The organism is Streptomyces sp. bgisy130 (genome assembly GCF_057708345.1).
This window is the reverse complement of sequence record NZ_JBYISA010000036.1, coordinates 13,563-31,479: the sequence shown is the minus strand read 5'-3', so window position 1 is coordinate 31,479 and position 17,917 is coordinate 13,563. Positions and strand designations below refer to the sequence as shown.

Sequence of the window (17,917 nt, the reverse complement as noted above, 5' to 3'; positions counted from 1 at the left end):
GCCGCGCCCTCAACAGGGCGCGAAAGAGCGTCCACCGGGCGTTCGGCCTCCGAAGGGTGACCGGGCGGCAGGTTGGTGATCGGCACATGTCATGGGAGGGGCTGGGAATGGGCGGGGGTGGGCCGGGGCTCCTTGGGCGGCGGCCGGTTCGGCCTCGGGGTGATGGATACGTCCGTCATGCTCCCCGGCCCCGTGCCCCTGCCCCCGTACTCCGCCCGCCCTCCGGCAAGCGCTTCCGGGCCGCTTCCGGCACGCTGGGCCCATGAGAGTGTGCAGCGTACGAGCCGTCACGGGGCGTGCGCCCGCCGGGAGTGAGGCCGGCGCGTGAGCGAGCGGGCGACGCGGCGGGGCGACGGCGGGTGGGCCGGGCGGAATGCGGTCGGCGCATGAGTGTGTGGCAGCTGGTCGCGGCCGGTCTGGTGATGCTGCTCGGGCTGCTCGGGGTGCTGGTGCCCGGCATTCCCGGGCCGCTGATCGTCTGGGCGGGCGTCGTGTGGTGGGCGCTGTCCGAGAAGTCCGGGCTCGCCTGGGTGGTGCTGATGTCCGCCACCGCCGTGTTGCTGCTCAATCAGGTCGTCAAATGGCTGTTGCCGGCCCGCGATCTGCGGGCCGTGGGCACCCCGTACCGGGCGCTGTTCCTGGCGGGGGTGGCCGGCATCGTGGGCTTCTTCGTGATCCCGGTCATCGGGGGCCTGCTGGGCTCGGTCGGCGGTCTCTATCTGCTGGAACGCGTCCGGCTCGGCAGCCATGGCGACGCCTGGGCCTCGACCCGTACGGCCCTGCGCGCCATCGGGCTGAGCGTGCTGGTCGAGCTGTTCGCCTGTCTGCTGGTCGTCGGCGCCTGGACCGGGGCCGTAGTGGCGGGCTGAGGCGTCACCCGGCGCGGGCGGCCAGGGCGTACGGGGGTGATTCCGGCGACGCCGACGGCTCCCCTGGCGCGAGGGGCCGGCCCGACCCGGGGATCACGCCCGGCCCCGGCATCTCGCCCGCCGGCAGCAGCCCGGCCCGCCAGAGATGGTGCAGGGCATAGGCACCCCAGGGCCGCCAGGCGGCCGCGCCCGCCGGACCCGCCGTTCCGCCCCGCTCCGCATCCGCCCCCGCCGCCGTCCCCGTCCCCGTCCCCACGTCGGGGTCGCCCAGCGCCCGCATCCTGAGGTACGCGGCGGCGCGCGGGCCGATGCCGGGCAGGGCGGCCAGGGCCCGTTCGGTGGCGCCGCGGTCCGTGCCCGCGTCCAGCGTGATCGCGCCGTCGGCCAGTGCGGTGCACAGGGTGCGCACCGGCTCCGGGACCTCCGCGCCGGTCAGGTCCCCGGGCGCCGGGAAGAGGTGGGTGAGTCCGCCGTCCGGCGCGTCCAGTGGTTTGCCGTATGTCCTCACCAGTGCGGCGGCGCGTTCCGGCGGGCCGCCCAGTACTGTCCGGACCGCCAGTTCCTCGGGGTCGGCGGCGCCGGGCGACCGCAGGCCCGGCCGCTCGGCCACCAGCGGGCCGAGCAGCGGATCGGCGCCGAGCCGCTCGGCGACCGCGTACGGGTCGGCGTCCAGGTCGAACAGCCGGCGGAGGCGCTGTACGGCCGTCGACAGATCCCGCAGGTCGGTCAGCCGGAGCCGGCACTCCAGCCAGCCGCCGTCCGTACCGCGCGCCGCCGGACACACCAGGCCCGCCGGTGGCCGACGCCGCCGGCGCGGCCCGGCGGGCTCGTCGACCTCGGCGATGCCGCTGCCATGGGCGAGCCGCAGCGTACGGCGGTAGGTCCGCCCGCCGCGGGGGCCGCGGGTCTCCTCGACCCCCGGCACCGCCCGTACCTGGAGGAAGTCGAAGATCTCGGCGGCCGCGTACGGCCCGCGGTAGGCGAGCCGGAGCAGAATGCCGGTGGGCTCGGAGCGGCGCGCGGAGCCGGATTCCGGGCCGGTCGCGGTCCCCGGGCCGGTCGCGGCGGTGTGGCGGGCGGCGGCACCCCCGTTCCGGGCCGCCGCCCGCAGTTCGCTGGGCGTGCCCGCGTAGATCTCCCGGATCGTGTCGTTGAACTGCCGGATGCTGGCGAAACCGGCCGCGAACGCCAGCTCGGTGACCGGCAGCGCGGTGGTCTGGAGCAGCACCCGCGCGGTGTGCGCCCGGCGGGCCCGCGCCAGCGCCACCGGGCCCGCGCCGAGCTCCGCGGTCAGCTGCCGCTGCACCTGGCGCGGGCTGTAGCCCAGCCGGCGCGCCAGCCCTCCGACGCCCTCCCGGTCGACCACGCCGTCCCCGATCAGCCGCATGGCCCGGCCGACCAGGTCGGCGCGGACATTCCACGCCGCGGACCCCGGCACGGCGTCCGGCCGGCAGCGGCGGCAGGCCCGGAAACCGGCCGCCTGCGCGGCGGCGGCCGACGGGAAGAACCGCACATTCACCCGCTTGGGAGTGACCGCCGGGCAGCTCGGCCGGCAGTAGATTCCGGTCGTCACCACGGCGAAGAAGAATTCCCCGTCGAACCGCGCATCCCGGCTGGTCACCGCTTCGTACCTGGCCTCGTCGTCCCTCACGCCCCCCAGTGTGCGCCGGGTGCGGCGCGCCGGGCTGGCGGAAATCGGACATGGCGTTGCGGGCGGTGAGGGCGGCCCCGGGCGGCCGCCCTCCTCTCTTACCTCATCGCTGCGGACCTCGCTTCCGCTCCATCAGATGCCGGCCCAGGGCCTGCTTCTGCTTCCAGTCGCGGCGGATCTCGGCGCGCAGCCGGGCGTCCGTCTTGGCCACGATGCGCTGGTTCTCGCGCTGGAGCTTCCGGTAGCTCTCCAGCCGCCGGTCGGACAACTCCCCGCATTCGACGGCCTCTTGGACGGCGCAGCCCGGCTCCGACCGGTGGGCGCAGTCGTGGAAGCGGCACTCCTCGGCCAGCGCCTCGACCTCCGAGAACGTCCGGGCGAGCCCGGACCCGGCGTCCCACATCCCGACGCCGCGCAGGCCAGGGGTGTCGATCAGGACCCCGCCGCCGGGCAGTGGCCGCAGATCCCGGGTGGTCGTGGTGTGCCGGCCCTTGCCGTCCCGGTCCCGGATCGCCTGCACCCGTTGCAGAGGCTCCCCGAGCAGGGCGTTGACCAGCGTGGACTTGCCCGCACCGGACTGTCCGAGCAGTACGGAGGTACCGCCCGCGAGCACGGCGGCGAGCACATCGATCCCGTCGCCGGTCTCCGAGCTGACCGCCAGCACCTGCACCCCGGGCGCCGCGGCCTCGGCGTCCTCGACGAGATGCGCCAGACTGCCCGGGTCCCCGGCGAGGTCGGCCTTGGTCAGCACGACCAAGGGCTGCGCGCCGCCCTCCGTGGCCACCGGGGAGTCGTGCAGCGGTCCGGCATCGCCCGCGCCGGACATCGCCAGCGCGAGGAACCGCTCGATCCGCCCGAGGTCCAGCTGGTCCGCGAGCGAGACACAGATGACGATGTGGTCGATGTTGGTGGCCAGCACCTGGCCCTCGGACCGCTTCGACGAGGCCGACCGTACGAACGCCGTCCGGCGCGGCAGCAACGCCCGTACGACACCGTCGACATGATCGCCGCTGCGTCCGTTCTCCAGGTCGAGCACGGCCCAGTCGCCGGTGCACGGCACCCGCATCGGGTCACGGGTCGCCACCAGCGCGGTGTCGGCCAGAACGGTCCGGATGCCGTCGCCGTCCGCCACGACGGCGTCCACCCGCCCGCGGTCCACGCGGACGATACGGCCGGGCACGAGCCCCTGCCCGGCAAAGGGGGTGAAGCTCCGCGCGCATCCGTCGTCCCAGCCATAGGCGGTCAGCGGGTGCGCAGCGGAGAATTCGAGGTCAAACAACGGGATGGCCCTTCGAGAAGGAGCGGTCCCGGCCGGGCGCGCGATATCCGCGCGAAGAAGTGAGGTCGAGTCAGCCGGAGACCACAGGGAGGAAGTTGATGATCTTCTGGATGCGGGCAGCACCCTGCGCAACGACAGTCATCAGTACTCACCTCCGCGTATCTCCACAGGCCACGAGGACGGCCTCAGGCCGCTCTCCCGAACGCTGCGACTGTAGACCGGCGCCGCGCGTCGGCGCCAACCATTTTCCGGCCCGGCCTCAGGCGCCCGTGACGCCGTCGATGCGCTCCCTGAGCAGATCCGCATGCCCGTTGTGGCGTGCGTACTCCTCGATCATGTGGACCAGGATCCAGCGCAGCGAAACCCGCTGGTCCCCTACGAAGCCGGCCTCCCGCTCCGAGAGCGTGCCGGAGTCGTCGAGCGAAGCGGTGGCGATCAGCTCACGGCTCCGGGCGACCTCCGCGCGCCAGTCGGCCAGCGCCTCGTCGATCCCGCGGTCCGGGGCGAGGGTGAATCCGTCGCCCTTCTCCGCCTCGTACACCGGCGGTATGTCCTGGCCGGCGAACACCCGCTGGAACCAGTTGCGTTCGACCTCCGCCAGATGCCGGACCAGGCCCAGCAGCGTCATGGTGGACGGGGCCACCGAGGCCAGTCGGACCTGCTGGTCGTCCAGTCCCGCGCACTTCAGCGGGAGCGTGGCACGGTGAAACTCCAACCAGCTCTCCAGCATGGCGCGTTCATCGGCGTGCGGGGGCGGAACGAGCCGCCCGTCCGGTGTCATTCCCATGCTCCTCAGCCTCGCACAGGCCACTGACAACCGGCGCGGACGAGCGGCGCGGCGCGACGGCGGGGGTGCGTCGGAAGTACGGGCCGGGCCGACTGCACGCATCACCCGGCGCGCAGGGCCTTCTTGAGGATCTTGCCGGTGGGGCCCTTGGGCAGTTCGTCGACGATACGGATCTCGCGAGGGTATTTGTAGGCGGCCAGCCGTTCCTTGCAGTGGGCGGTGAGGTCCTCGGCGGTGGCGGCCGTGCCCCGTTTGAGGCTGACCACGGCGATGACCTCCTCGCCGAGCCGGTCGTCGGGCCGGCCGATGACCGCGGCCTCGGCGACGGCCGGGTGGGCGTGCAGGGCCTCCTCGACCTCGCGCGGATAGACGTTTTTTCGATCACCTGGCGCCGCACGGCCGATCACCGCACGGTGGAGCACAATGCTAAATATGGTTTATGACGGAAATTTTCGGGCGAGAAGGTGACGATTCGCCGCCGTCACCACGCTCCCCGGGAACGCGCCCGCGCGCGCCGCTGAACGGTCATCGCGCCGCGGGCCGGAGGTGCGTACGGCAGCTCGCCCGCGCGGTGCTGCTGGGGATCGTGGCCGTCCTGGCGCTCGCCTTCCAGGCCCCCGACGCGAGCGCCCGGGAGGACCGTCAGCTCTCGGCCGCCGGGGCCCAGACCTCCGCCCAGGTGCGGGAAACCCGTGCCGCCGTGCGCGCCGCCCAGCCCCCGGAGCCCCGGGAAGCGGCGGCCCCGGAGCGGGCGGACGTACCGGGGCAGGACCAGTTTCCGGTGCTGCTCGGATCCGCCGCCGGGGTCCTGCTGCTGGTGGCCGGCGGGGCGGCCGTGGTGGGCTGGCGGCTGCGGCGGCAGACGGGCGGGCTGCCGCCGGCCGAGGTGCGGCGGAGGTACGACCACCACGACGCGGTGCTGCACGCCGTACGGGAGGGCGTGCTGATCCTCGGCAGTGACGGGCGGCTGCTGCTGGCCAACGAGGAGGCCCGGCGGCTGCTCGAACTGCCCGCGGACGCGGAACGCCGCCCGGTCGCGGACCTCGGACTGGAACCGCAGCTCAGCGCGCTGCTCGCGTCGGGGCGGGAGGCGACCGACGAGGTGCTGCTGGCGGGCGACCGGCTGCTCGCGGTGAACGTCCGGCCGACCGCCCCGCGCGGCCGGCCCGCCGGGACCGTGGTGACGCTGCGGGACACCGGCGAGCTGCGCGCCCTGGCCGGCCGGGCTGGCGTGGCCCAGGAGCGGCTGAGGCTGATCTACGACGCGGGGCTGCGGATCGGCACCACACTGGACGTGGGCCGGACCGCCGAGGAGCTGGCCGCGGTCGCGGTGCCCCGGTTCGCCGATGTGGTCACCGTCGAGCTGCTGGAGCCGGTGCTGCGCGGCGACGAACCGACGACGGGGGCGAGCGCCGAACTCCAGCGGATGGCGGTCAAGGGGGTCGCCGAGGAATCGGCGATCTACCGGGTCGGCGAGGTGATCCGCTATGTGTCCGGTACGCCGATGGCGACGGGCCTGACGAGCGGCCGGCCGGTCCTCGTCGGCGACCTGCCCGCCTCGGACGCCTGGCGGCAGCAGGATCCGGACGGCACCCAACGGGTCCTGGACGCCGGTATCCGCTCGCTGATCACCACGCCGCTTCAGGCCCGCGGCGTGGTGCTGGGGCTGGCCAATTACTGGCGGACCGGCACGTCCGGCACCTTCGAGGCGGAGGATCTGGCCTTCGCCGAGGAGCTGACCGCACGGGCCGCGGTCGCGGTCGACAACGCCCGCCGCTACACCCGCGAGCACACCACCGCCGTCACCCTCCAGCGCAGCCTGCTGCCGCAGACCTTGCCCGAGCAGTCCGCGCTGGTGGTCGCCCATCGCTATCTGCCCGCGCACGCCGGGGTCGGCGGCGACTGGTTCGATGTCATCCCGCTGCCCGGTGCCCGGGTCGCGCTGGTGGTCGGCGATGTCGTCGGACACGGTCTGCACGCCGCCGCCACCATGGGCCGGCTGCGGACCGCGGTCCACAACTTCTCCGCCCTCGACCTGCCGCCCGATGAGCTGCTGAACCACCTGGACGAACTGGTCACGCACATCGACACGGACGAGGCGCGGGCGGCCGGCGTCGGGGCGGGAACCGGCATCGGGGCCGGGGCCGGGACCGGCGGAACGGGTGTCCCCGACGGCGCGGGGACGGGGCCCGGCGGCACGGACGGCGACCCCGACGGGGTGCCGGCGCACCTGGGGCGGACCGGCATCACCGGCGCGACCTGCCTGTACGCCATCTACGATCCGGTCACCGGCCGGGTCACCCTGGCCACCGCGGGGCACCCCGGCCCGGCCGTGATCCGCCCCGCCGGCACCGTCTCGTTCCCCGAGGTGTCCGTCTCGCCGCCCCTGGGACTGGGCAGCAGCGTGCCGGTGGAGACCACGGAGCTGACGCTGAGCGAGGGCTCCCGGCTGGTGCTCTACACCGACGGGCTGGTCGAGAACCGCGACCGCGATATCGCCACCGGTCTGGAGCTGCTCCGTACGGCCCTGGCGACCGGGGCGGACCGCACCCCCGAGGAGACCTGTACGGCGGTCCTCGACGCGATGCTGCCCGACCACCCCAGCGATGACATCGCCCTCCTGGTGGCCCGCACCCAGCTGCTGGACCCCACACGGGTCGCCGAATGGGAGGTGCCCTCCGACCCGGCGGCCGTCGCCCCCGTACGGGCGGCCTGTCTGCGCATGCTGGAGTCCTGGGGCCTGGCGGGGATCGACTTCACCACCGAGCTGATCCTCAGCGAACTGATCACCAACGCCATCCGCTACGGCGCCCAGCCGATCCGGGTCCGGCTGCTGTACGACCGCGCCCTGATCTGCGAGGTCTCCGACGGCACCAGCGCCTCCCCGCATCTGCGCCGCGCCGCGACCACGGACGAGGGCGGCCGCGGCCTCTTCCTCGTCGCCCAGTTCGCACACCGCTGGGGCACCCGCTACACACCGGGCGGCAAGGTCATCTGGACCGAACAGTCCCTCGACGGCGGCCGCCCGGAGCCCGGCCCCGACTCGACCGAGGACGTCCTCGACCAGTGGGACGACGTGCCGGCGCTGTGAGGGGGGAAACGGGGGGCTGGCCCACGGCTGCCGGATGCAGCCCCCGTACCCCCTGGCTAAGCTCGTTGAGGGGGCCGACGACTGATCTTGGAGGCTCCCATGGTGCAGTTGCCCGAAGCGCGTGATCTGGCTCCGCGGCTGGCCGTCGGTGCGTTCATCCTGGACTCCGGGCTGACGCTGCTGCGGGCCGACGCGGCGACCGCCGAGGGCGTGCACGGTATGGCGCAGGTGGCCTATCCGTTCCTGGACAAGATCCCCGCCGAGCAGTTCACCCGGCTGCTGGCGTGCTCCGAACTCGCGGTCGGCGGTGCGCTGCTGGCACCGTTCGTCCCCACCCGGCTGGCCGGACTCGCGCTGACCGGTTTCTCCGGCGGGCTGGTCGGGCTCTACCTGCGGACTCCCGGGATGCGGAAGCCGGGGAGCCTGCGGCCGACCCAGAACGGCACCCTGCTGGCCAAGGACGTCTGGATGCTGGGCATCGGCCTCGGCTTCCTGGGCGCGGCGAGCCGCCGACGCCGCGCCGCGGTCCGCCGGTACCGGCGCGCGGCCCTCTCCCGGCGCCACAGGTGCTGGTGCCGGGGCTGAACGGTCCCTGACCTGCGCCCGGTACGAGCCCGAGGACCGGCCGGCCCGACGGTCAGGCGCCGCCCGCCGCCCGGTCCATCAGCCAGACGCCGGCCCCGCCCGATCCATCAACCAGGCGCCGGCCCCGCCCGCTCCATCAGCCAGACGCCGGCCCCGTCCGGTCCATCAGCCAGGTGCCGGCCGCCACCCGGCCCGCCTCCCCTACTGGCGCACCAGCCAGGTCGCGATCTCCTCGACCACCGCCGGGTCCACATGTCCGGGGCGCGCGTATTCGGCCGGGGTGGGTCGGCCGCTGCCGGAAAAGAAGAGGTGGTTGACGTCCTGGTGAATCCGGATCGCCACCTCGGGCCGGTGCGAAAGGCCCTCCCGCCAGCGAGGCAGGTCGTCGGCGACGGTCACCTGGTAGTCCCGCCCGCCCTGCAGGATCAGCATCGGGCAGACCAGTCCGGCCGCTGTGGCCACCGGATCGTAGGCGCGCAGGTCGAGCCAGTAGGCAGCGGAGAAGCCCAGTGGCAGCAGCTTTGACGGGGTGTCAGGGGTGAGTTCCGGCCCGGCCACCAGCGCGGCCTGCCGTATGAGGGCCGACACCAGCTCGTCCGCGCTCGGCCCGGGGGCGAGCTCCGCGAGATGGCGAGCCACCCGGACGGCCGCCTCGTGCATCGGCTGTGTGTCCGCGGCGAGCAGGACCAGGCCCGCGATCGACGGGTCGGCGGCGGCGATCCGGGGCGCCACCTTGCCGCCCATGCTGTGGCCGAGCAGATGGGTCCGGTCCGGGGCCACCTCGGGCTGCTGCCGGAGCAGTTGGACGGCGGCGAGCGCAGCCGGCAGGTACTCGTCGGCCATGGTGAAGTCCGAGGGCAGACGGTCCGGGTGCGCGAAGGTCGCCTTGTCGAAGCGCAGTACGGCCACCTGCCGGGTGGCGAGCCCCCAGGCGAGGTCCTTGAGCGGCTTGTTCGGGCCGCTGCTCCCGTCCCGGTCGAACGCGCCGCCGCCGCTGAGCAGCACCACGGCGGGCCACGGTCCGGGGCCGACGGGCAGGCTGAGCGTGCCGGGTACGGCGAGCGGCCCCGTCCCGAGCATGACCTCCCGTTCGGTGAACCGGCCCTCGTCCGCGTAGTGCGGCGGCTGCCACTCGGCGGCATCGTGCGGATCGAGCCGCAGTCCGTGCAGCAGGCCGTCGTCGCCGACCGATGTGACCACGGTGAAGCGGCCGTTGGCGCAGGTCACCGGGGTGCGCACGCGCACCGAACCGGCTTCACCGGCCTCGCCGGCCGGCTCCTCGACCGCCCTGACCCCGCCGTGTCCGGCAGCCTCGGCCGCCCACGCGAGCCGCAGCGCCTCGGCGGAGACCGCGGCCCGCAGCGGGGGCGCGAAGAGCTCCACGGTCTCGTCGAAACGCTCTGCGCGCAGCAGCGCGGCGAGCTCGCGCGCCACTTCCAGTGCTCTGCTCTCAGCATCCGTTCTCACGATTGAGAAAGGTAGCATTCATGAGAAGGTTGAGCCATGGACTCCCTGGAACTGCTCGCCCACCCCATCCGGCTGCGGATCGTCCATGCGATGGGCGGGGGACGGCTTCAGACCACCGCTCAGCTCTGCGCACGCATCCCCGAAGCCTCCAAGGCCACCGTCTACCGGCACATCGATCTGCTGGTGGGCGGCGGGATCCTGGAGGTGGCCGAGGAGCGCAGGGTGCGCGGCGCGGTCCAGCGGCACTACCGGCTGCGACAGGACCGGGCCGTGATCGGCTCCGAGGTGGCCCGTGCGCTCACTCCCGAAGACCATCGGCAGACCTTCGCCACCGCGATGACCGCCTTGCTGGCCGAGTTCAACGCCTACCTCGACCGCGAGGGCGCCGACCCGGTGGCCGACCAGGTGGGGTACCGGCAGCATGCGCTCTGGCTCAGCCCGGCGGAGCTGACGGAGCTGATCGTCGAGCTGCGCGCGGCCATCGCACCGAGGCTGGCACACCGGCCGAGCCCCGAGCGGGCGCAGTACCTGCTCAGCCCGATCCACTTCCCTGTGGAGGACCCGCAGCGGGACGCCGAGCAGTCATCGGGCGCTGGAGACGGTCAGGAGACGGGCACCTGACCGCCGGCCCCCTCAGCCAACCCGCCTCCGCCGCACGGCCCGTACGCCGGCCGCGCAGCCCGCGCCCAAAGTGGCGGCGAGGAGGAGGATGAGCAGGCTCATCCGGTCCGGGGCGTGGAAGGCCAGTTCGGAGTGCTGGTGGAGGACGAAGCCGTCGTAGAACATCCAGGACACCAGGGCCGCGACGGGGGCCAGGGCCGGGCGGGCGCGGAGTGACACGGCCAGCGTCAGCAGGGCGAAGAGGGCCAGCGCGGCGGAGGTCTGGGCGGTCCCGCCGGTCAGCATCAGGGCGGTTACCAGCAGGGCCGCCCCTACGGCGCCGAGCGGCAGCGCGAGGTCACGGCCGAGGGTGCGGTCCGGCGGCACCCGGTGGGCCGGCTGCGTTGGCTGCGGCCTGACCTGGGGGAACTGCGTGGTGTGGGGACGGCATGGGCGGAGCGGGGGCGCCGGGCGGTGAAGGGTGGTCATGGGGAGCACCTCCTGCTGCGGCCCGTGCGGCGGACCGGTGTGGTCCCGTGGATCCGCGGTGGACCCTTGCCGCCAGATTGCGCCCCGGGGACGGTCCGGGAGCACCGTGGCGCAGTCTTTAACGCCCTGCGTACGGGCAATGGACGCTTTCTGACACGGTCTTGACGCCAGGGGGTGAACCGGTCGATGTCGCCGGACGCGGGGTGGGCCGGGGTGCCGCTCACGCGGTGATGCATACTCGCTCCTCGTTGCCCGAACCGACGACCGATGATCGGCAGGACGTACCCGCATGACCAGTGTCCAGGCGGCCCCGGAGCCTCCCCCCGCCCCAACCTCCCGACGGTGGCGCGGCTGGCTGCTGGACGGGCTGAGCAGTCAGGCCGCCCGCCACCCCGGGCCGCACGGCACCCCGCCGGCCGAGCACAAGGGGCACTCCTGGTGGCGGGTGATGTGCCTGACCGGTGTCGACTACTTCTCGACCCTGGGCTACCAGCCGGGTATCGCCGCGCTGGCGGCCGGGCTGCTGTCGCCGTTCGCCACGCTCGTGCTGATCGCGCTGACGCTGCTCGGCGCGCTGCCGGTGTACCGCCGGGTCGCCAAGGAGAGCCCGAACGGCGAGGGTTCGATCGCCATGCTGGAGCGGCTGCTGCCCTGGTGGGCGGGGAAGCTGCTGGTGCTGGTGCTGCTGGGGTTCGCCGCCACCGACTTCATCATCACGATGACGCTGTCGGCCGCGGACGCCTCGGCGCACGTCGTGGAGAACCCGTTCGCCCCTGCGCTGCTGCACGGCGCGAACCTGTGGATCACCCTGGTGCTGCTGGCCGCTCTGGGCGCGGTGTTCCTCAAGGGCTTCCGTGAGGCGATCGGCATAGCCGTCGGCCTGGTCGGCACCTATCTGGTGCTGAACGTCGTCGTCCTGGCCACCTCGGCCTGGCAGGTGCTGTCGCACCCCGTGGTGATCGACAACTGGTGGGGCGCCATGACCGCCGCGCACTCCTCGCCACTGGCGATCGTCGGGGTGGCGCTGCTGGTCTTCCCCAAGCTGGCGCTGGGCATGTCCGGCTTCGAGACGGGCGTCGCCGTCATGCCGCAGGTCCAGGGCGATGCCGCGGACACCGCGGCGCACCCGGCCGGCCGGATCCGCGGCACCCGCCGGCTGCTGACCACCGCGGCGCTGGTGATGAGCGGTTTCCTGCTGCTGTCGAGCCTGGCCACCACGCTGCTCATCCCGCAGCACGAGTTCGAGGCCGGCGGCTCCGCCAACGGGCGGGCGCTGGCCTACCTGGCGCACCAGCACCTCGGCGAGGCCTTCGGCACCGTCTACGACCTCTCCACCATCGCCATCCTCTGGTTCGCCGGTGCCTCGGCGATGGCCGGACTGCTCAACCTCGTCCCGCGCTATCTGCCGCGCTACGGCATGGCCCCGGAGTGGGCGCGGGCGGTGCGCCCGCTGGTGCTGATCTTCCTGGCCATCGCCTTCGGCATCACCGTCCTGTTCAACGCCAGCGTCGATGAGCAGAGCGGCGCGTATGCGACCGGTGTGCTGGTGCTGATGCTCTCGGCGTCCTTCGCCTCCACCGTCGCCGCCCGCCACCGCCACCACCGGGCGGGCACCATCGGATTCGGCGCCATCACCCTCGTCTTCGGCTACACCCTCGTCACCAATGTCATCGAACGGCCGGACGGCCTGAAGATCGCCCTGCTGTTCATCCTCGGCATCCTGCTGACCTCGTTCGCCTCACGGGTGCACCGGGCCTTCGAACTGCGCGCCGTACAGGTCGGTTTCGACGAGACCGCGCAGCGGCTGATCGACGCCGCGCTGGCGGCCGGGCCACTGCGGGTCATCGCCAACGAGCCCGATGAGCGGGACGAGGCGGAGTACCGGGAGAAGGAGTACAGCCAGCGCGAGGAGACCCATATCCCCGATGGGCGGCCGGTGTTGTTCCTGGAGGTCACCGTCCGGGACTCCTCGGACTTCACCACGGACCTGAACGTCCAGGGCGAGGAGCGGTACGGGGCGCAAATCCTGCGGGTGGAGGGCGCCGGTGTGGCGAACACCATCGCCGCCGTCCTGATGCAGCTGCGCGAGCACACCGGCGAGGTGCCGCACGTCTACTTCAACTGGACCGAGGGCCATCCGCTCAGTCATCTGCTGCGCTTCCTGGTCTTCGGCGACGGCGAGGTCGCGCCGGTCACCCGGGAGGTGCTGCGCCGCGCCGAGCCCGACCCGGCCCGGCGGCCCCGGGTCCACGTGGGCTGACCCGCCCCGGCCGGTCCCCGGCGACGCGGGTGGGGGCCCGGCTCCCCCGCCCGCCGGCTGTGGCAGGCTGCGCACAGATGCCCGGCCGTACCGGTCGCCGGGCCGGAGAGATCGGGAACCACCGGCCATGCACACCTCTCACCCCGCGGGCTGGGCCGTCGGTCCCGCCGAGCACCGCGCCGCCGTCGCGACCGAGACCGCCGCATTCGTGGCGGCGCTGGACGGCGCGGACCTGACCGTCCCCGTACCCGGCTGCCCGGATTGGACGCTCCGCGACCTGGTCAAGCACACCGGAAGCGTGCAGCGCATGTTCTCCGTGCTGCTGCGCCGGCTGGTCCAGGAACCGCCGCGCAGCCGGGAGGTGGAGCTGCATCTCCCGACGGCGGAGGACGGCTGGGCCGACTGGCTGTCGGCGAGTGCCGCGGAGGCCGCGGACGCTTTTGCCGGCACCGACCCGGACGCCCCGATGTGGGCATGGGGCGCCGATCAGCACGCCCGGTTCTGGATGCGGCGGATGCTGTTCGAGACCCTGGTGCACCGCACGGACGCGGAGCGCGCGCTCGGCCGTCGGCCGGTGATCGACCCCGCACTCGCGACGGACGGCGTGGACGAGTTCCTGACGAACCTCCCGTACGCCACACTCTTCGCACCCAATGTGGCCCGGCTGCGCGGCGAGGACGAAACCCTCCGCTTCCGCTGCACCGACACGGACGGCGACTGGCTGGTCCGGCTGCGGCCCGACGGCTTCGGAACCGAGCCGCGGACCGGGGACGCGGCAGCCACCCCCGCCGACGCCGCTGTCAAGGGCACCTCGGCGGATCTGCTGCTGCTCCTGTACGGGCGCCTGGACCGCGGCACGGACGCCGTCGAGACCGTGGGCAACGAGGCCCTGCTGACCCGCTGGTTCACCAACTCCGCCTTCTGAGGCGGGAGTTGCCGGTCCGCGCGTCTCCGCGGACCGGCAACTCCGCGCGGCGGGCAAGCTCACGGGCCCGCCGGCCGCCGTCAGCGGGTGGCCGGCTCCGGGTAGAACTCCCGTGGCCGGCCGCGGTGGTCCTTGAGCCGGCCGAGGAGGCTCGCCGGGTATTCGATGAGCCAGTAACTCGCCGCCGCCACGGGCACCGCGACCAGGAACACGATCAGCAGGGCCGGCAGGAAGCCCGACTGCCCGGTGGGCAGCAGGCCGGCGTTGTGGAGCTGGAGCATGACCGGCTCGTGCCAGATGAAGAGGCTGTAGCTGACGAGTCCGGCGGCGGTCAGCCAGCGGGCCGTCAACAGGCCCTGCCAGAAGGTCTGTTGATGTACGTGGGTGGTGCTGAAGATCAGCACCACCCACAGCACCGAGGCGATCGGGTGGTAGAAGGTGAAGGTGAAGTTCTCCGGGCCGGAGTCCAGGGAGAGCGCGAACAGCCCGGCCAGCGCGAGCGCGGCCAGGGGCAGTGCGGTGCGCGGCCCGAGGCGGCCCCGGTCACCGAGGGCGGCCGTCAGCACGGCCAGCCCCATCCCGGCCGCGAAGCCGCCGAAGCGGGCCTGCGGGCCGAAGTACACCACCCAGTCGGTGTGCGGCACCCCGAACCGGTAGTGGGCGACGGCGATCCAGGCGAGCGGCACGGCGTACAGGAACAGACAGCCCGCCGCGCACACCGCCGCCCTGGTACGGCGCCGGCGCAGCGGACGGCAGGCGCGGACCGCCAGCGGCCCGAGCGCCACCAGGACGAGGTAGAAGAGCACCTCCAGCGACAGCGACCAGGTGGGGCCCAGGGTGTAGAAGATCCGCTGCTGGTCGAAGACATGGGTGAAGGTGAGGTGCTCGACCAGGTCCCGCCAGTTGCCCGGCAGGGTCGGATTGCGGGTCGCCCAGACGACCAGCACCGCCAGGAAGTACAGCGGCAGGATCCGGATCGCCCGCCGGAAGAGGAACAGCCGGGCCGGCCGGGTCGAGCCCCCGTCGAGGGCGGCCCGGGCGTACGACAGCGTCAGCAGATACGCCGACAGCACGAAGAAGAGGTCGATGACTTCGAGGGAGAGGACGGCGCCGAGGGCCGGGTTGTCGACCGGGGGGTGGCTGCCCTGTGCGTCGTAGCGGAAGTACTGCTGCCAGACGTGGAAGGCGACGGTGCTGAGCGCGGCGAGTCCGCGGAAGCCGTCGATGGCGCTTGCCCGGCCGCGGGCCGGAGCGGCGTCCGTGCGGCTCATCGGCGGGCCACCGCCTTCGTGCCGGCGGTCCGCGGGGTGACCCGCCACTGCCGGTCCCCCAGCGCCTCCTTCAGATGCGCCTGCCGGGCCACCATGTTCTTGAAGTGGCTGTAGAAGAAGGTCGAGACGAACAGGTAGGACCAGAACCACCGGGCGCGGGTGCGGAGTTCGGGCGCGGCCAGCCGCCAGGCGAAGAGTGCCTGCACCGGCCCGGCGGCCATGGTGAACAGCACCGCCAGTACGCACACCGGCACCGCCCAGTCGAGCCGGTGCAGCCCGCCGGCCTTCCAGGCCGAGTACAGCAGGATGGGCAGGATCTGTAGCGTCAGCCACGGCTGGACCTCACGCCAGCCCAACAGGACGCAGAGACCCAGTTTCTGACGGGGCGTGAAGGCCGGGGAGCGCAGGCTGCGCCACAGATGGCGGAGCGAGACCTGGAGCCAGCCCTGTGCCCAGCGGGAGCGCTGGTTCCACAGCGCCTTGAGGGTGGTGGGCGCCAGTTCGCGGGAGATGAGGGTGCGGTCGACGGCGAACCGGGCGCCCTCGCCCAGGGCGCGCAGCGTGGAGTCGATGTCCTCGGTCAGCATCGAGCCGTGCATCCGGATCCGGGCGAGCAGATCCGTACGCCAGAAGCCGTTCGAGCCGCCGAACACGCCGAAGCCGTACAGCCGGGTGCGGCCCGGGTGGCTGACCGCGTAGATCGCCTCGAACTCCACCGCCACCAGCTCGGCGATCCGGGAGCTCTCGCCGTTGCGGATCACGCAGTGCCCCTGGACGACGTCATGGCCGTTGGACAGCCAGTGCCAGGCGTCCCGGAACGCGGTCCGGGCCGGGTGGTGGTCGGCGTCGAAGATGCCGACGAACTCGCCGCGGACCCGGGTGACCGCGGCGTTGATGTTCTGCGCCTTGGAGGTGCTGCCCGCGACCGGCAGCAGCACCAGCCGGGGGTCGCGGGCCGCGATCTCGCGGAGGGTGTCCTCGACGGGCAGCGGATGCGGCGTGTTGTACGCCAGCAGGATCTCCAGCTCGCCGGGGTAGTCGAGGCGGAGGAACGACTCGACGGTCTCGACGATGGTCGCGGCCTCGTTGGGCAGATACGCGGCGATGACCGCGCTGGCGGGCGGGTAGGGCGCGCCGGGTGCCCCGGGCCTGGCGGCCGCGTCGAGGGAGAAGAGGCACTCCAGGACGATCAGCAGCGCGGACAGCACCAGTCCGGCCACCACCACCCAGTACATGGCGGAGCCGAGGTCCCAGCCCAGCGCGTACGTCTGGAGGTAGAGCACGAACGGCACCGCGACGCCGAGCAGCAGCGCCAGGACCGGGGAGAGCGCCGAGAGGGCGGGCCGGACCAGCGCGCTGAACGACCGGCGGCGGTGGCGGTGCGGGGTGCCGCGCATCCAGGGCGCGTACCGCACGGGGCGCAGATCCCGGTGGCGGAGCGCCTCTTGTACCGCGTCCCGGGCCTGTCCGGCGGCCCGGCCGCCGTCCGCGCAGCCGGCCAGCGGCAGCCAGCCGATCGCCGGGGTGAGCCGGACGTTCTCGTCCGCGACGATGAACCGGGTGCCGGCCACGGTCGCGGCGAACTTCTCCAGCCCGCGGCGGGCCGTCTCCTCGTCGACCCCGGGCAGCAGCATCAGCAGCTGGCCGTCGTCGTCCCAGCCGAGCCGGTCGCAGAAGCTGCCGAGCCGCTCCGCGACGCCCGCCAGCCGCTCGGCGACCTCACGGCGTATTCGCGGTCCGAGCCGGGCCTCCAGGGCGGCCATCTCGGCCACGCCGACCACGGCGAGCACCCCGCCGTTGCGGGCGGCCTCGGGGCGCCGCAGTTCACGGTCGAGTTCGTCCAGGAAGTGCGCGTGGGAGTACAGGCCGGTGCGCGGGTCCCGCGGCAGGTTCTCGACCGGTACGGGGACGCGGCGGAGCTTGGCCTCGATACGGGCGGAGAGTTCGTCCGGGTCGGAGGCCTCCGGAACGCAGTCGTCGGCGCCGTGGCGCAGCAGGTCCGCCGCTCCGGAGGGTTCCGGGCCGGCGGTGACCATGAGCAGCGGCAGCGCCCGGCCGGCGGGGACGGTGCGGACCTCGCGGATCACGTCGAGTCCGCTGTCGTCGTGGGCGCCGGGTGCGCCCCGGTCGTCGAGGGCCACGATGGCGTCCGGGTGTGCCTGCCCCATCCGCCGGTCGACCTCGCCGGGCGGGGCGTGGCTGACCTCGTGGCCGGTGGCGCGCAGGGTCCGGGTGAGGCGCTCCAGGCGGGGTCCGGGTGCGCCGACCACGAGCACATGCCCGCCGCCGCGGGAGCCGTCGGCGGGGGTGGTGGTGGCGGCGGGGTCCGCGGCGTCGAGCAGGGCCGTGGGGGAGCCCTGGGAGGTGGTGCGGTGCGAAGTGAGCACCTCGGAATGTCCTTTCGTGCAAGGAGGCATGCGAAAGCGGGCCCGGCCGCGCCGCGTCGGCGGCAGCGGTCCGGACCTCCTAGCCGGCTGTCAGATGCATGACAGATACACGGATCGCGGTCGCTCTTCGGGTCCGTCTCCCGTCGGTACGGACCCGGGCGCGCGGGCGCACGGCTGCTAAGGCAGGCTCCAAGCCTCGGAACGCATGGGCGCGTTCCAGCACTGATCGCATATGTGGGGTCCCATCCTGATCGGA

Annotated in this window: 13 protein-coding genes and 1 pseudogene; 6 read left to right on the top strand and 8 right to left on the bottom strand. The window is 73.4% G+C overall.

The features are described from left to right. The first annotated feature begins 386 nt into the window (after nt 1–386). Nucleotides 387–869: a DUF456 domain-containing protein gene (locus AC3EUV_RS31310; RefSeq protein ID WP_432145622.1), complete on the top strand. Its 483-nt coding sequence runs from the start codon at nt 387–389 to the stop codon at nt 867–869. 4 nt (nt 870–873) lie between these two features. Here the strand turns inward: AC3EUV_RS31310 and AC3EUV_RS31305 are convergent, their stop codons facing one another. The 4 genes and pseudogenes from AC3EUV_RS31305 to AC3EUV_RS31290 form a co-directional block, all read right to left on the bottom strand. Continuing rightward, nucleotides 874–2,520, bottom strand: coding sequence for a bifunctional transcriptional activator/DNA repair enzyme AdaA (locus tag AC3EUV_RS31305; RefSeq protein ID WP_435604396.1), 1,647 nt, complete (start codon nt 2,518–2,520; stop codon nt 874–876). A 103-nt stretch (nt 2,521–2,623) separates the two neighbouring features. Then, complete coding sequence (rsgA, locus tag AC3EUV_RS31300) at nt 2,624–3,799, bottom strand: ribosome small subunit-dependent GTPase A (protein WP_432145620.1); 1,176 nt, start codon at nt 3,797–3,799, stop codon at nt 2,624–2,626. A 259-nt stretch (nt 3,800–4,058) separates the two neighbouring features. Then, complete coding sequence (locus tag AC3EUV_RS31295; RefSeq protein WP_432145619.1) at nt 4,059–4,586, bottom strand: DinB family protein; 528 nt, start codon at nt 4,584–4,586, stop codon at nt 4,059–4,061. 101 nt (nt 4,587–4,687) lie between these two features. Further along, nucleotides 4,688–4,960 (bottom strand): annotated as a pseudogene (locus AC3EUV_RS31290) (AMP-binding enzyme); the annotation flags it as partial. A 65-nt stretch (nt 4,961–5,025) separates the two neighbouring features. Between AC3EUV_RS31290 and AC3EUV_RS31285 the strand changes: the two are divergent. Next, nucleotides 5,026–7,677: a SpoIIE family protein phosphatase gene (locus AC3EUV_RS31285; protein ID WP_435604395.1), complete on the top strand. Its 2,652-nt coding sequence runs from the start codon at nt 5,026–5,028 to the stop codon at nt 7,675–7,677. Between the two features lie 99 nt (nt 7,678–7,776). Further along, nucleotides 7,777–8,262, top strand: coding sequence for a hypothetical protein (locus AC3EUV_RS31280; protein WP_432145617.1), 486 nt, complete (start codon nt 7,777–7,779; stop codon nt 8,260–8,262). Nucleotides 8,263–8,463: 201 nt separating this feature from the next. Here the strand turns inward: AC3EUV_RS31280 and AC3EUV_RS31275 are convergent, their stop codons facing one another. Continuing rightward, nucleotides 8,464–9,729, bottom strand: a complete 1,266-nt coding sequence (locus AC3EUV_RS31275) for an alpha/beta hydrolase (RefSeq protein WP_435604394.1) — start codon at nt 9,727–9,729, stop codon at nt 8,464–8,466. Nucleotides 9,730–9,765: 36 nt separating this feature from the next. Between AC3EUV_RS31275 and AC3EUV_RS31270 the strand changes: the two genes are divergently transcribed. After that, nucleotides 9,766–10,350 carry a helix-turn-helix domain-containing protein gene (locus AC3EUV_RS31270; RefSeq protein WP_432145615.1) on the top strand — a complete coding sequence of 195 codons (585 nt, stop codon included), beginning with the start codon at nt 9,766–9,768 and terminating at the stop codon, nt 10,348–10,350. Nucleotides 10,351–10,362: 12 nt separating this feature from the next. Here AC3EUV_RS31270 and AC3EUV_RS31265 read toward each other — a convergent pair whose 3' ends face one another. After that, nucleotides 10,363–10,818, bottom strand: coding sequence for a DUF4118 domain-containing protein (locus AC3EUV_RS31265; protein WP_435604393.1), 456 nt, complete (start codon nt 10,816–10,818; stop codon nt 10,363–10,365). Nucleotides 10,819–11,107: 289 nt separating this feature from the next. Between AC3EUV_RS31265 and AC3EUV_RS31260 the strand changes: the two genes are divergently transcribed. Both AC3EUV_RS31260 and AC3EUV_RS31255 read left to right on the top strand, forming a co-directional pair. Continuing rightward, a complete protein-coding gene (locus AC3EUV_RS31260) occupies nt 11,108–13,078 on the top strand; it encodes an APC family permease (RefSeq protein WP_432145613.1) in 1,971 nt (656 codons plus the stop codon). Between the two features lie 127 nt (nt 13,079–13,205). Next, the gene (locus AC3EUV_RS31255; RefSeq protein WP_435604392.1) at nt 13,206–14,003 is read left to right on the top strand and encodes a maleylpyruvate isomerase family mycothiol-dependent enzyme; all 798 of its coding nucleotides are present in this window, start codon (nt 13,206–13,208) and stop codon (nt 14,001–14,003) included. Nucleotides 14,004–14,083: 80 nt separating this feature from the next. Here the strand turns inward: AC3EUV_RS31255 and AC3EUV_RS31250 are convergent, their stop codons facing one another. Next, complete coding sequence (locus tag AC3EUV_RS31250; protein WP_435604391.1) at nt 14,084–15,274, bottom strand: acyltransferase family protein; 1,191 nt, start codon at nt 15,272–15,274, stop codon at nt 14,084–14,086. After that, entirely contained in the window at nt 15,271–17,661 is a 2,391-nt protein-coding gene (locus tag AC3EUV_RS31245; protein ID WP_435604390.1) for a glycosyltransferase, read from the bottom strand. The genes AC3EUV_RS31250 and AC3EUV_RS31245 overlap by 4 nt, the downstream gene beginning before the upstream one ends. Between the last annotated feature and the right edge of the window lie 256 nt (nt 17,662–17,917).